The sequence below is a fragment of the Phenylobacterium sp. FG114 genome, assembly GCF_057809855.1.
Window position 1 is genome coordinate 21,577 of sequence record NZ_JBMDKU010000026.1, and the last position, 13,776, is coordinate 35,352.

A 13,776-nucleotide genomic window follows, 5' to 3' on the forward strand; every position below is an offset into this window, starting at 1 on the left:
CACGCCCTGCGGGGTCACCCGCGTGTCTTCACTGGAAGGTGGCGGATGCCTCGTTCAGCGGCCTTTTGACCGAGATTGAGGGCGGGTCCGAAGGGCTGCAGTGACGCCCCGCGCGCGCCGTTCAGGGTGTTCGCCAGGGTCAGGACACAGACCGGTTCGAGGGCGATCAATTCGTCATTGGCCCGGAAGGGGGCGGCGCGGCCGTTCTTGTCGAAGTCGGCCTTGGCGAGCACCAGGGTGACCGCCTTCTGCTTGGCCCACTTGATGGCGATCTTCTCCCCGCCTTTGGCCCCTGTCGTCGCCAACGCCATGTCCGGCCATTGGGCCTGGGCCCAGTTCAGCGCATCGAAGATGCGATGGGCGTCGTCCTCGGTGTCGGCTTGCGGCGCGGCGCGGAACGCGACGATGGTGGCGCCAGGGTCAGTCGCGGTGTGCTTGCGAGCCTTGGCGGTCCGCAGGGCGTCGCGCGCGTCGATCTGGGCGGCAGTCAGGCGCGAGGCCTTCACATGTCCCTTCCAAGGGGACCACACCTCGCCGGTCGCCGTGGTGTAGCTCGCCGCAGCGGCGTCTCGCACGAACTCCAAGGCCAGGCAGGCGACGTCGGCGGCGCGGGCTTTTCGGGTGGCGTCCTGCATCTCGGTGTCAGCGATCTCGGAGCCGTCGAAGTCCCGGCTCAGCCGGTTGAGCTCGTCCCTGGCCCGATCCGCGTCCCGTTCGATGCGTTGGGCGGCCGAGTGAAACGCCCCGATGAGCGTCTCGCAGATGATGGCCTGGAAATCCTCGAGTGCGGTCTCGCCGAAGACATCGAGGGTCTCGGTCAGCACCGCATGACCCAACTGGATCAAAGCATCCTCGTGAGGGTGGGGCCGGGGGTCATCCAGGGTCAGGGCCTGGGCTTCGAAGTGGGTGAGCGCGCCGGTCAGCGGCGCGAAGGCGGAGGAGGGCATGAGGGAGATCCTTGTCGGAGTGGGGTTCTGAGCCCGTCGGCTCGACGACCGCCCAGCGCCGACGGCTGGGGACGCCCACAAGGGCTTTGAGCGGAGCGTCCCTTGTGGGGGGCGCCAGACGGTGGCGAGGTCTCAAGAGCCAGAGGACTCCAGGACCGCAGCACCGCCGACACCAACCGTTTGCCGCCTCGGCTTCAGCGTTTGGCGCTGCCACGCACCACCCGTCCGCCCATGCGCTCAGGCTTGACTGCGCCCGGACTTCCGCTCGATGAGGTAGACGCGGTCCTTGAGCTTGGGGATGCGGTAAAGGCCGCCCAACTCGCTGCGATAGACGAGACCGCCGCGCTTGCGTCCAGGCAAAGAGACCACCTCGAAGCGGGAGAACGTCCGGCCGTCTCGAAACAACAGCGGCTCGGCCAGCACCACGACATCACCAGGCTTGGGTGTCGGCTTGGCGGCGCGCCCAGCCCGAAGGGCCAAACCGGACCGGCACCGCTCGCGCCAAGCCAGGGCGTAGGTGTTGTCGGTTGCCGTCAGCAGGTCGAGAATGCGCGCAGGGCAGTCGGACTCGCACGGGCCCATGGATTCGGACATGTCTTTGTAGCCGAACACCAGGCCCTCCCGGTCGCGCGGGTTATGGCGCACCAAGCACACCAGGCCCCAGACCTCCCGCGCCTCCGTTCCGGCGCTGATCCATTCGACGGCGGCGTAGTAGGTGCGCCGTCCGACCACACTTGAGGCCAGCACGCGGGAGCGGCCGGTGTCCCCGTCGTAGGTGAATTGCGCATCGAGATAGGCTTTGGGGGTCGCGTGCCCCTCCAGCGAGCGCATGTAGAGCCAGCCCATGGCGGCCTCCTTGCAAGATGATGGGAAAGGCCGGCTTCAGGCGGCCAAGTCGGCGACCGCGGCCTGGGCGCTGAACGCCAGCAGATAGTCGACGGCCCGTTGGGCATGGCCGGACGCTTCGAGAAGGGCCGAGGGACGATGCCGCAGGATTTTCGCCCAGTGGCCAAGATAGGCCGCATGGCTGTCCAGCATCTGCGGTGCGAGCCCGATGCGCAGACCGAGCGCCGCCGCGCCGATCTCGGCGACCAGTTCTTCGAAGGCGTAGGCCTCGTCGCCGAAGCGTTTGCCGAAGGTGCGATCCAACCGATGAGCCGCGCCCGACCAGTGCAGCTGCTCGTGCGCCTTGGTGGCCAGGAAGTCGTCGGGCGTGTCGAAGGCTTCCGGAAGGGGAAGCCGGATCAGATCGAGCGCCGGCACATAGCAGGGCGTCCCGCGGCCAAATTCCACCCGAGCCGGAATCGCATCCAGCACGGCGTTGCGCGCTGCCGCGCGGGCGGCCGGATCGGGTTCAACGACGTTGAGATATTGCTGCGGACAGTCTGTCAGCTGCTCGGCGTTGAACACGCTATAGGTCTTCAAGTAGCGCAGGATACGAGGATCGCCGGTGTCGTCGGCCGGCCCCACGTCGGCTCCATTGGCGGGATCACCCACCACCCGGGTCTTGTAGAGGATCGCGGGCGAGCCCTTCTCACCCTTGGCCACAGGGGCATTGATCGAAAGCGCTTGGCGGAAGGTGAACCAGTAGGGCGAGCGATAGCCGCGCAGCGCGCCCGCGAAGGCGAGAAGCCAGGCGTTGCTGCCGCTGAAGGGCTCGCCGGTCGCGCGTAGTGGCGCCTTGGGATCGGCGCTGGCCTTCCAGGCCTGGCGCCACGGCGGCACGCCAGCCTCGATGCGGGCGATGATGTCATTGATCAGGTCGTTGAGGGGGTTGGACATGGGAATCTCGGGCTCGCCCCCGGGCCAATCCCGGAGCGCTTGCCCGCTCCGTCCCTTCCTCCAGCCCTTTGCCGGCCGGGCCGCCGGCATGGAAAGAGCCGCCGGCGGATCACCGGCGGCTCCCTCATCCCAGATCTGCTAGGCCGCGGCCGGCAGGATCGTCTGGGCGGGCCAGCGATCGAGGATCTCGCTCAGCACGTCGGGTCGATCGGTCGGCACAAAGACGCGCGGCGTGTAGGCGATGATCTCGACGAAGCAACCAAGCGCCACGAAGCTGGTGCGCTGAGCCCCCGCCCCGACGATCTCCAGCCGCCAGCGGTCCATCACCTTGGCCCGGCGCAGCCACAGCCCGCCGCTCAAGGCCACGGAGGCTCCCTCCGAAAGGACCAGCCGGGTGGCCGCCTCGCCATCACCCACGGCGCTGGCGGTGTCAGTCAGCCCCAGCGCTATCTTCAGTGGCGTGACCTGGGCCGGGTCCAGAAGACGGCCAAGCCAACGGCGCCCGTCAGGCGCCTTCAGCCGTCGCACCGAGGTCCGCTTGTCAGGCAGGCTGCTCCAGATCGGCAACAGCAACCCCGCCACCAACACGAGCTCGCGGGTGACCCACGGGTCCGCCGCCGCCAATTCGGCGTCCCAGGCCGCGCGCCAGGCGGCCTCGTCCGTCCCCTCCCAGGCCGATTCCTCATAGGCCTTCAGCGGCGCGACGCTGCGCTTCTCTGGCCGGATCAGACGGACCGCCGGGACGAGCCGGTCGTCGTCGTTGGTCGTGGTCAGGCCCTGAACGACCAAGGCCGCGCGGCCGGACTTCGAATTGACGGCGAACACCCGTGCTTCCGGATCGGTCTCCGCCAAAGCTGTCTCGGCGCTCATCAGCGCGCGGGCCGTGCGCACCTGGAAGCGCAGCAGACGGGTTTCCGCCCCGGTCACCGCATCCGTGCGGATGACCTCTTCGTCGAGCACCGACAGGTCGTCGGCGACGATGTCCTCCATCCCCCGGTCGAGCGCTCCGGAGGCCGCCGCGCGCTCTAGGATGCTGGTCAGGATCTCGTCGAACGCCGAGAACAGGCTGTTCTGATCGGCGATGCGAAGGGCGAGCAACCGATTGAGGAAGGTGTTCATCGCCGGCATGTCGTCAGACGCCCGCAGCTCGCCGTCGCCGTCCATCAAGCGCAGGCCGGTCTTGGCCTCGAAGGTCTCCCGGTCCATCGCCTCGACGTTGCCGAAGTGCAGCGCGACGTAGAAGGCCTGCAGCGCGCGGTGCGCCCAAGGGCTTTCGAGATTGTCCTCGGCCCGGAACAGGCCGTTGCCCGCTGTCCGGCGCTCGCCCCGGGTCAGGGCACCCAGGCTGTCGAGCCGCCGCGCAATGGTCGATAAGAACCGTTTCTCGCCGTGGATGTCCGTGGTCACCGGCCGAAACAGCGGCGCAACGGCCTGGTTGGTGCGGTGCGAGCGGCCCAGGCCCTGGATCGCAGCATCGGCTCGCCAGCCCGGCTCGACCAGATAGTGGACCCGGCGCTGCTGGTTGGGGACGCCCAGATCGGCGTGATAGCTGCGCCCGGTCCCGCCCGCGTCGGAGAACACCAACACGCGCTTCTTGCCGCTCATGAAGGCGTCGGTCTCGGCCTTGGCGGCCGAGGCGCTGCGCCGCTCGACCACGCGGCGGCCATCGCGGTGGATCACCCGTCGGCTTCGCCCGGTGATCTCCGCGACCTGCTCAGGACCCAGCGCCTCGAGCACGGCGTCCAGCACGCCCGGCACTGCTGGCAGGCAGGCCAGATGGGTCACCAGTTCGTCGCGCAGACGCAGAGCCGCCTGGCTGACGACAGGCGCGCCATCGACCATCACCGGGACCATGGTGACGTTACCGTCCTCGTCCTCGACCGCGTCCATCGCCATGATCGGGAAGGCCCCCATCAGATAGTCGAGCACTTGATCCTTTGGCGTCAGATCGACGGCGAGGTTGTTCCACTCCTCCGGCGGGATCTCGGCGAGCCGCCGCTCCATGACCGCCTCATTGGTCGAAACCACCTGGACGATGGCCGAGCGACCAGCCGCCAGGTCGTTGCGGATCGAAGCCACAAGGGACGGCGCCTTCAGGCCGGCCAGCAGATGGCCGAAGAAGCGCAGTTTGGAGCCCTCAAAGGCCGACATCACGGCAGACGCCGCCTGACCGCTCTTGGGCTTGCCGTCCTCGGTGACCCCAACCGCCTCCAGCGCGGCGCGCAGATTGTGGTGGATTAGCTGGTAGGCGTCGGCCCAAGCGTCCCAGATGCCGATGTCGTCGGCGCTCAGTGGATGACGCAGGGCGTCGTACTCCACGCCATCGAACGACAGCGAGCGGGCGATGTAGAGACCCATCGCCTTCAGCTCCCGAGCGATCAACTCCATCACGGCCACGCCGCCGGTCTCGACGGCGTCCATGAACGCCTCCCGGGTCGGGAACGGCGCATCCGGGCCGCCCCACAGGCCCAGCCGCGCGGCATAGGCCAGGTTCTCCGGCGTCGTGGCGCCCGTCGCCGAGACATAGAGGATGCGGGCGTCGGGCAGCCGGTTCTGCAGGGCCAAGCCCGCCATGCCCTGCTGCGAGGCCTTCTTGGGCCCCCGCGCGCCTTTCGCGCCGCCAGCGGCGTTGGCCATGGCGTGCGCCTCGTCGAAGACGATGGCACCGTCGAAGTCCGCCCCCAGCCAAGCGACGATCTGATCGAGCCGCGACGCCCGATCTCCGCGCGCCGGCTGGCGCAAGGTGGCGTAGGTGGTGAACAGGATTCCGCGATCAAGGCGAATGGCGTCGGCCTGCTTCCAGGCCGATTGCGGGGTCAGGTCGCTGGCCGCGCCGCCGATGGCGGTCCAGTCGCGACGGGCGTCCTCCAACAGAGCGTCGTTTTTGGACAGCCACACCGCGCGGGTCCGCCCCTGCGAAAGGTTGTCGGCGATGACGCCGGCAATCTGGCGGCCCTTGCCGCAGCCGGTGCCGTCGCCAAGGAAGAAACCGCGCCGGAAACTGACCGCGTCCGGGGTGTCCTCTCCCACCAGGATCACCTGGTGCGGCGCGTCACCGAGCCGCCAGCGGCCGGGCAGCAGGGTGGCGTGGGCCTCGCCGGCATAGATCACCGTCTCCAGCTGCGCGTCCGAGACCAGGCCCTGGTCTGTGATCTTGGCGGGCAAGATCGGCCGGTAGGTCGGCGCCGGCGGCGCGACCGAGGCCATGGGGCCAGATTCCACGAGGGGGGAGGGGTGGGGACGGCCCTCCGGGAAGCCGATGCGGACCAGCCGGTAAGCTTGGTAGAGGCCGACATCGTGTCCCTCGCCCGACCACGCCTTGGTCTCGTAAGCGAGGGGTGCCGTCGTCGCCAAAAAGGCAAGGCGGTTCGATGGGGTCGCCAGGGCGCGGGCCCGCGGCGCCAGGATGGCGACGTTGGAGACGGCCCGGAACTGGCGAGGCTGGGCGCTCGGGCGCGGCGCCACGGCGCCCGCAGCCCGGGCCGCATCGGCCAAGGTCTCGGCCGCGATCACCGGTGCGGTCTCGCCAGCCTGGCCCCGGTCCACAACCAGCAGTCCGGTCTCGACGGAAGTTCCGTGCTTGGCGTAGGCGCGGGGCGGGAAGGCCAGACGCAGGACGACCGCGCCCCGCGCCGCCAGACAGCGCATGGCTGCGGCATCCTCGAACAGCCGCGTCGGCACGATCGCCGAGAGCCGGCCGCCGTCGGCCAAGGTGTCGAGGGCGGCATGCAGGTGGTCTTCCAGCACCTGGAAGGGCGGGTTGGCGACGACCGCGTGGAAGTTGCCGGACGCGGGCAGGATGTCTTTCAGATGCCGCGCGTCATGGGCGCTGCGAGCAGCCAAGGGAAACAATCCGTCCAGGATCGCGCCGCGTTGATCGGCGATCTCGTTCAGGGTCACGCATCCGCCGCAGGCCTCGGCCAGCACGGCCAAAAGGCCAGTGCCGGCGGACGGCTCCAGGACCTGGTCGCCCGGCCGGATCTGGGCTGCCAGCACCGCCAGGGCGCCCAACTGCGGCGGCGTCGAGAACTGGTCTAGCGCGACCTGCTCTTCACTGCGCCGCGTGTGGGTGAGGCCCAGGTCGGCGAGATTGGCCAGCAAGGCGCAGATCTCGGCCGGCGCATCTTCCAGCCGGCTGATCTGCGGCGACAGGCGACGCAGCTGCAGGACCAGAGCGGCCTCGACGGCGTCATAGGCGTCGCGCCAGATCCACGCGCCTTCGGCGTCGGAGCCGCCGAAGGCCATGGTCATGGTGTTGGCCACCAGCCGGCGGTCGAGCGCCCGAGAGCGGTTCAGCTGGGGGGTCAGGGCCCGGGCGGCGGCCAGGACATTGGCGGCCTTGTGTGACGCCGGATCAGAGGCGGTTGCCGTGGCGAAGAGGGGGAGCATGGCGTTCATGACGGGGTTTCCGCTCACCCGCGGCGGAGGGCGCCTCCCTCCAGTCCCGACGGGCTCGCCCGTCCACCCCCTCCCTCGATCCTTTCGGGGGCATAGCGAGAGCCCCCGCCGATGGGACGGGGGCTCTCCTGGATCAGGCCGCGATGGCGTCTGCGACCGGCTCGGCCTCCGCTTCCCCTTCCGCCTCGGGTTTAGCCATGCTGTCGACTTCAGCCTCTCCAGCGTCCTCGTCAGCCGGGGCCCCGTCGTCGGCCTCGTCGAGCGCCGCCGGGCGATCCCAGGACAGCACCGCCGGCGCCCACTGCCGTTCGGCCGCCGCTTCGGCGACAAACGTCACCAGGGCGTCCTTCTTCAGGGTCTTGGCGCGGTCGTCATCCACCTCCAGCTCGTCCAGCATCGCCAGCAGCTGGGCCTTGGAATGGACCGCCAGATAGGCCTCGTCCGGCGTCCAGTGGGCCGAGATGTCCGCGCCGCACAGCGCCGCGATCTCGGCCGCCTCGGCCCGGGCGCCGTGACGAAGAAGGCTGGTACGGGCTTCGCGGATGTTGAGGGACACCGCCGTCAGCTCCGCCAGCAAGGCCATCTTCTCCCCGTGCGGCAGGGTCTCAACCCAGGTGATCGGCCGCAGCCCGGAGGCGCGATAGGCCTCGCGTCGGGCGTCCAGCCGGCCGCGCACCTCCCCGTCCAGCGGCGCGATCGGGGCCTGGGATCCGCGCTGATAGCGGGTGGCGGCGATCTGCGAGGCCGAACCATCGAGCGCCCCGCTGGAATGCAGGGCCAACTGCTTGAAGAGCTGGGCGACCAGGACCGTCAGGGCGGCGCTTGGATCATCGGCCAAGTCACGGATCAGACCGCGGGTGGCCACGTCAGTGCGGGTCTCATGCAGAACGTGACTGGCGCCCTCGACCTCCACATCCGCGCGGGGAACCTCCACGTCGTTGGAGGCCCCGCCAAATCGACCGCCGGTCGACACCTCGTCGTCCTCGGCTTCCTCTTCCTGCGGCAGATCCTCGATGGGGAGGGGGACCGAGAAGAAGGTCGCCGCCAGGCCGTGCCCATCCGACGGGGTGAGCAGCACCGCACCGATTTTGCTGCGGGTCAGCACCGCGCCCGCCGCCACGCCGAAGGCGCTGACCAGGGGCGCAAGCTGGGCAGGCGCCTCTTCCGTGGACGGATCGAGATCCTGCAAGGCGCTCTCGAGTTGGGTGACCTGATAGCGGGCGTCGGACAGGGCCGTCTTCTGGCCCTCGTCCAGGTCACGCTCCCAGACATGCGGAAGGCGGAAGAAGCCGTCCGGCGCGCTGTAACCGGCTTCGCGGCCGACAAAAACCGCCAGCCCCTCGGCCTTCAAATGATCGACGATCGGCTGGACGCGCTCGCGCCAGGCGCCCTGCAGGACCTCCGGATCGAGCAGGAAGTCGGGATATTCGCCAAACAGATCCGAGGCGACCCGGCCACCGGCGGCCAGGTAGCGGTCGATGCCGACCAGGGTGAAGCGATCGTCATCGACCGTCGCCCGGTCGTGTTCGACCACGGCGCGCAGCTGATAATCCTGGAAGTAGCCGTCGAGTGCGGTTTGGGCGATCTCGGCCTGCTGCTTCTTGTCGGGCAGGCGGGCGAACAGGCGGACCTGCTTCAACGTCAGCCGGCCCTGCCGCAGCGCCTTCAGCACCGTCGGATGGACGGCGGCCAGGGCCTCCAGGCGCTTGATTTCCAGCTCAGCGTAGCCGAGCGCGGTCGAGATCGCCTGGGTGTCCATCTTCGCCTTCCGCAGCTTGCCGATGGCGGTGATGACGTCGGCGATGTGGACCGGCGCATGCTCAGTGTTCGGCAGCACGATGGCGGCGGCTTGCTGGGCCGGCGTCTCGGCCAGCAGGCAGTCGATGCGGTAGTCGTCGTCGATCTCGCCGCGCTCGCGCAGCAGGATCAGGCCAAAGCGCCGGCGACGGCCATCGAGCGCCATGAACAGGGCCTCGCCCTTGCGCCCCGGACGCACGATCGGCGGGATGACCACGCCGGCTGCCAGCAGGGTGTCGGCCAGCTGCGGCACGCCGTCATCGGCCGGCTCATGGAAGCGAAGGTTCTCCTTGGCGAGGCCAAGGTCGCCGAGGCGCACCTGGATGCGGCTCATGGCGACCGGCGAGGTGGGGGATTGATCGGTCATCGGGGTCTAGCTCCTCACGCCTGGGCGAGGGACATCCTGCCCCTGGGCGCACCCGCCCGATCCCTTCCTCCCTCCTTTTGGATCTCAGCTCAGGACCGGGTCCAGGAGCCCCGCGGCTTCCGCCTCATTCCAATCCCCAAAGCCCTCCGGCGGCAGCGCGACACGCGCCTTCAGGCCCGCAGCCGCCAGGCCGGCCCTCAGCTGTTCGGCCGACGCCTCGCCGTCGACGCCGCGATCGGCGGCGATCAGCACCTCGCGCACGCCCTGTGGCGGGCGCCAGTGGCGCAGATTGCGCGTCGACATCAGCGCCCAGGCCGGCAGGCAGAAGCGCGCACTGGCCGACAGAGTGGTGAAAAGCCCTTCGCCGACCAGCATCTGTGGCGCGGCCGCATCGATGCGCACCGCGCAGTTGGCCGGCGAAGGACCCACGGTCTTGCGGCTGAGCCGCAGATCGATCGCCCGCCGGGCGTTGGGCGCCAGATAGGTGACCTCGACAGCGGTGAACGCGCCGTCCTTGTCGCTGATCGCCGCCAGCAGGGCCGGACGGTGATGGCGCGTCTCGGCGTAGGCCGAGACCGGCGTCTGCCCACCGTGGCGCAGCACGTCGGGGCCGGGCAGGGCGCGGCTGACGCTCCGCTGGGCGCAATGCCGCGCCGACAGCGTCCCACCCAACGGTCGGCCGGCCTCCCAGATACGCAAGGCGGCCTGGCGGCGTTCCAATCCGGTCGCTGCGCCGGCGGCCTGGGCCCGGCGCGACTGCGAGAGGCTGGTCGGCGCATTTTGCGCATCGACCAGGCCTTCGCCGCGCAGGTAGTCGAGCACGTCCTTCCAGTCGCCGTCGCCGAAGGTATGGACGATCACCCGGCCTTCCCGCAGCAGCAGCGAAACCGAGCGGTCGGCGGCGCTATGGCCAGGCGCCGGAATATTCGCCCTCAGGCCGCGATCATAGAGATCGCCGCCCAGGGCCTGGACGATGGGTCGCAAGGACATGGGTCGATCCTCCTTTGTCCCTCAAGGGTCGCCCGAAGGCCCCCTTTCTCCACCCTTCCGCCGCGCCGCAGGCCGGCCCAAGCCTTCAGGGGGCGTTGCGGGGACCTCCCCGCTGGAGGGGGTAGGCGCTCAAGGCCTGCCTTTGCGACTCAGGGGGAGGGCGCTCCCCCACGCTTCGCGCCTCGAAAACCACACGCCGATGTTGGCCCACTGCACAGGTCTCAACGAAGACGTTCAAAATTACGACGCCTGCCCGGCAAAACCGGGCGGACATTGACGCACACGCCTAAGCTCGCCCGCGACAGCACAGTGCTTTTCTGCCAAGTTAAGCACGATTGAAGGGGAGCAGGCTTTGCCGCAGCAGATGATGGCTGAACGGGAGACAGAGACGGACGCCCGCGAGGAGGCCTGGGTCATCGCGACCAACCCGGACTTCCCGATCCGTGCCCGCAACGTCAATTGGTTCCTGGAACGCGGCGGCTCGATCAAGGAAGTTCGGCTCACCGAATCGGAAACCGGCGAATGGAGCGTCTGGCTGCGCTTGGCCGGCCGCTCAGGCGAACACCGCCTGGCCATGTTCAAATCCGACGAACCGCGCGTCTATCGCGATGTCGCCCGTGCCATCGCCATGTGCCGCGACGACTTCGGCTACTTCGGCCCCATCACACTCTCGACCGACCGTCAGCCGCAAGGTGTAGGAACCTTGCCTTCAGCTAGTCAGGATCTCGGCACGGCTTGAGGCCGCCGAATCTGCGGTCAGGAGGCCGGACCAGATGACCGACTACCGCGTCCGAATGTCCGATCGCTTCCTGGAAGCCGCGATCATGGGGGCCATCGAGGCCTACTGTCATGGTGATGGATTTCAGACCGAGATCGAGACCATCGGACCTATTTGGGGACATCGGCGGGTCGTCGGCAACGAGCAGATCATCTTCCTAGAGCGCCTGGCGGTGAGCCTGTCGGCGGACAGGCAGACCGACTCCGTTACGCCAAAGGCCGAGGCCACCGATCTAATGGCGGAAGTCATGGAGCGCCTAGCGCCAGAGCTGACCCTGCTCGGCGACTTCCACTCGCACCCCTACAAGGACCGCGCGACGGTCAATCGGATCAAGGGGTTTGAGTTCTCGCCGGGAGACTTCAACTCCTTCCTCCACGACGATGATTTGTGGGATCGCAACCCCGGTGGGCCAGTGATGCTGGTGGTGACCATCTGCCGACTGAACAGGGTTCATGACACTGACGGCCAGCAACTCCGCAACAACGTCTGGCAGTTCGACCTCGGGGAATTCCGGTTCTGGATCAACGTCTGCATCGGCTACCTCGATGACGGCGGCCAGCGGCAGCACACCGGAAACAAGCGCTCGAATGTCTGGCTGGATTTGAACTCCCGATTCTTCAACCTCAGCGGTGATCGTGTCGGGGGCTGAGGCACCGTAGGCAAAGGAGGGCGATTTGGCGATCGAGCTAAGCAACGGACTCGCGTGGCCCTCCCAGGAGAAGGCCAAAGAGCACTTCCGCGAGATTCTCGCCCGTTACGCCGACGATGAGATCATCAGCAAGCCCGGCGATCATGACGATCTGCTGGCTCTCCTTGAGCGCTACGACGCAACGGTCAGCGTGGGCCAGACCAAACTTGGTGCGGGTGTCCGCGCCTTCCAGCGCCGAATGAACCGTGGCGTGGGCTGGCAGACCGCAGGCTTCTGGGTGTTACGAGTCGACGACACCGAAAGCGACTTCAGCTTTCCAACCGCAATCGCTGGCAAGCCCAAGGCTCAAAGCAGCGAGTTCAACGACGCTTGCCGCGCTGCGGTCGCCGGCGACATCAAGGCCGCCAAGGCCCGGCACTTCGCCGAACATGCCGATGCTGACGGGCTCGTCGAATGCGAGGTTTCAGGGATCAGGCTGGCGGCAACTGAAGCTCACCTAGATCACGCAGAGCCGAGTTTCGGTCACCTCGTCATCGTCTTCAGAGCAGAGCGGGGCTGGCATGCGGCCATCCCGCACGGCGTGCTAACGACGCCAGAAGATGATCAGATGACGACGACCTTTGTCGATCCTGACGTAGGCGAGGCCTTCCGGCTATTCCATCGCGAGCGGGCGACGCTGCGGGTGATCTCCGCCAAGGAAAATCTGTCTCGCGCCGCGCGCCAGCGGAATCCCAGCCTCATCGCCATCCACATCTGACGACGCGCAAGCAACGCAGCCGTTTCATCCACAGAAACGCTGAAACCGCACGGTGTGGGGATCCGCGCAGGAGAATCACCTGTATTGTGTTGCTCGTATGTTCTACGGTGACGCATGCCGAAGCTTCTGACTGCGAATCAGATCCTGGGAGAGCTTGGAGAAGCGGCTGCACGCCAGCGTTTTCTAACCATCGGTTTTCAGTTTGATGGGCGCTCCCGGTTGGAAGCGGGCATTGATGGCATCGCCGAAGTGATGACCGAAGGTCGGCCCTTGGCCAAAATGATCGCCGTTCAGGTCAAGGCCCGCAAGGAAGGTCGCTACACCTCCGAGGATGACGCGGGCTTCGCCTATCTGATGCGGAGCGAGGACCTGGAATACTGGCGGGGATCAAACCTGCCTGTCATCGTTGTGCTCTACCGCCAGAGCGATGAGTCGCTCTACTGGCAGGCGGTGCCCCGCGGCGCCCTGAACGAAGAACGACGCCTCGTTTTCGACAAGGCGAAAGACGCGCTCAACCGCGACGCTGTTGACCGGCTGGCAGCTCTTACCGTGCCAAAGAGCGGTTTCGGCTACTACGTGCCGCCGCTCGGCGAGGGCGAGGAAGCCCTGGTCAATATCCTGCCGCTGATCCTGCCCCAGGACATATACGTCGCCAGCACCCCCCACACGGGCAAGGCGGCGGCAAAAATCCTTTTGGATGGCGAGGATCCGGCCCGGTTCGACTGGGTGATCCGGGGCGGCGTTTTTTGGTCCTTCGAGGATCCAAGTCGATCGGTCTGCCGGCATATCGTCGACCTGGATCAGATCGAGGCGATCGACACCAACCATTTAGCGTTCCACGAAGACATCGACGAGCAGAACCATTTCGCGTACCTGCTGCGCAGCGCGCTTCAGCATCAACTGCGCCGGGATCTCTCCTGGAATAAGGATCGAAAGCTCTTTTACTTCCGCGCGTTTGAGAAGAATCAGCCGCGGATATTTGCCTACGACAGCGCCAAAAAACGCACCTCGGCCGACGTGGTCAACGTCTCGATCAGCAAGAAGGACCCTGAGCGGGTCGATTTTGTTCGGCACCATGCCTTCGAACCCCGCTTCGAGCTTCTGGGCGATCAGTGGTGCCTAGTGATCAATCCGACGTACTTCTTCACGACCAACGGCTTTACGCCCCACACTCACCCCGGCGCTCTCCTGTCTGGCAAGAAGCGCATGGACAACAGCGCATCTCTGCGCGGCCAGGTCATCATGTGGCATCGCTTGTGACGTGACCCCCTGAAACTCAGCCAGGAATAGCTAGAGTCCGCCCGACCAAAG

At 67.4% G+C, this 13,776-nt stretch carries 10 protein-coding genes; 4 read left to right on the forward strand and 6 right to left on the reverse strand.

Going from position 1 to position 13,776, the window contains the following annotated elements; genetic code table 11:
* Positions 1–14: 14 nt before the first annotated feature.
* The 6 genes from ACODSY_RS25540 to ACODSY_RS25565 form a co-directional block, all read right to left on the reverse strand.
* Positions 15–947 carry a DUF2493 domain-containing protein gene (locus tag ACODSY_RS25540; RefSeq protein WP_488954725.1) on the reverse strand — a complete coding sequence of 311 codons (933 nt, stop codon included), beginning with the start codon at positions 945–947 and terminating at the stop codon, positions 15–17.
* A 237-nt stretch (positions 948–1,184) separates the two neighbouring features.
* Positions 1,185–1,793, reverse strand: coding sequence for a DUF6927 domain-containing protein (locus tag ACODSY_RS25545; RefSeq protein ID WP_488954726.1), 609 nt, complete (start codon positions 1,791–1,793; stop codon positions 1,185–1,187).
* A 36-nt stretch (positions 1,794–1,829) separates the two neighbouring features.
* Positions 1,830–2,729 (reverse strand): ArdC family protein, encoded by a 900-nt coding sequence (locus tag ACODSY_RS25550; RefSeq protein ID WP_488954727.1) that lies wholly within the window; start codon positions 2,727–2,729, stop codon positions 1,830–1,832.
* Between the two features lie 138 nt (positions 2,730–2,867).
* The gene (locus ACODSY_RS25555; protein WP_488954728.1) at positions 2,868–7,127 is read right to left on the reverse strand and encodes a strawberry notch-like NTP hydrolase domain-containing protein; all 4,260 of its coding nucleotides are present in this window, start codon (positions 7,125–7,127) and stop codon (positions 2,868–2,870) included.
* 133 nt (positions 7,128–7,260) lie between these two features.
* A complete protein-coding gene (locus ACODSY_RS25560) occupies positions 7,261–9,291 on the reverse strand; it encodes a ParB/RepB/Spo0J family partition protein (protein ID WP_488954729.1) in 2,031 nt (676 codons plus the stop codon).
* 84 nt (positions 9,292–9,375) lie between these two features.
* A complete protein-coding gene (locus ACODSY_RS25565) occupies positions 9,376–10,281 on the reverse strand; it encodes a toprim domain-containing protein (protein ID WP_488954730.1) in 906 nt (301 codons plus the stop codon).
* Positions 10,282–10,633: 352 nt separating this feature from the next.
* On the opposite strand from ACODSY_RS25565, the gene ACODSY_RS25570 reads away from it, so the two are divergent.
* From ACODSY_RS25570 to ACODSY_RS25585, 4 genes are all read left to right on the forward strand, one after another.
* Complete coding sequence (locus ACODSY_RS25570) at positions 10,634–11,020, forward strand: hypothetical protein (protein WP_488954731.1); 387 nt, start codon at positions 10,634–10,636, stop codon at positions 11,018–11,020.
* 34 nt (positions 11,021–11,054) lie between these two features.
* Positions 11,055–11,708 carry a hypothetical protein gene (locus ACODSY_RS25575; protein WP_488954732.1) on the forward strand — a complete coding sequence of 218 codons (654 nt, stop codon included), beginning with the start codon at positions 11,055–11,057 and terminating at the stop codon, positions 11,706–11,708.
* A 25-nt stretch (positions 11,709–11,733) separates the two neighbouring features.
* Positions 11,734–12,465, forward strand: coding sequence for a DUF3223 domain-containing protein (locus ACODSY_RS25580; protein ID WP_488954733.1), 732 nt, complete (start codon positions 11,734–11,736; stop codon positions 12,463–12,465).
* A gap of 114 nt (positions 12,466–12,579) precedes the next feature.
* A complete protein-coding gene (locus ACODSY_RS25585) occupies positions 12,580–13,725 on the forward strand; it encodes a DUF4365 domain-containing protein (protein ID WP_488954734.1) in 1,146 nt (381 codons plus the stop codon).
* Positions 13,726–13,776 lie beyond the last annotated feature (51 nt).

Bases quoted from the DNA above. Each gene is read 5' to 3' on its own strand.
- ACODSY_RS25540 (WP_488954725.1), bottom strand. From the start codon at position 947: ATGCCCTCCTCCGCCTTCGCGCCGCTGACCGGCGCGCTCACCCACTTC.
- ACODSY_RS25575 (WP_488954732.1), top strand. From the start codon at position 11,055: ATGACCGACTACCGCGTCCGAATGTCCGATCGCTTCCTGGAAGCCGCG.
- ACODSY_RS25585 (WP_488954734.1), top strand. From the start codon at position 12,580: ATGCCGAAGCTTCTGACTGCGAATCAGATCCTGGGAGAGCTTGGAGAA.
- ACODSY_RS25555 (WP_488954728.1), bottom strand. From the start codon at position 7,127: ATGAACGCCATGCTCCCCCTCTTCGCCACGGCAACCGCCTCTGATCCG.
- ACODSY_RS25550 (WP_488954727.1), bottom strand. From the start codon at position 2,729: ATGTCCAACCCCCTCAACGACCTGATCAATGACATCATCGCCCGCATC.
- ACODSY_RS25565 (WP_488954730.1), bottom strand. From the start codon at position 10,281: ATGTCCTTGCGACCCATCGTCCAGGCCCTGGGCGGCGATCTCTATGAT.
- ACODSY_RS25545 (WP_488954726.1), bottom strand. From the start codon at position 1,793: ATGGGCTGGCTCTACATGCGCTCGCTGGAGGGGCACGCGACCCCCAAA.
- ACODSY_RS25560 (WP_488954729.1), bottom strand. From the start codon at position 9,291: ATGACCGATCAATCCCCCACCTCGCCGGTCGCCATGAGCCGCATCCAG.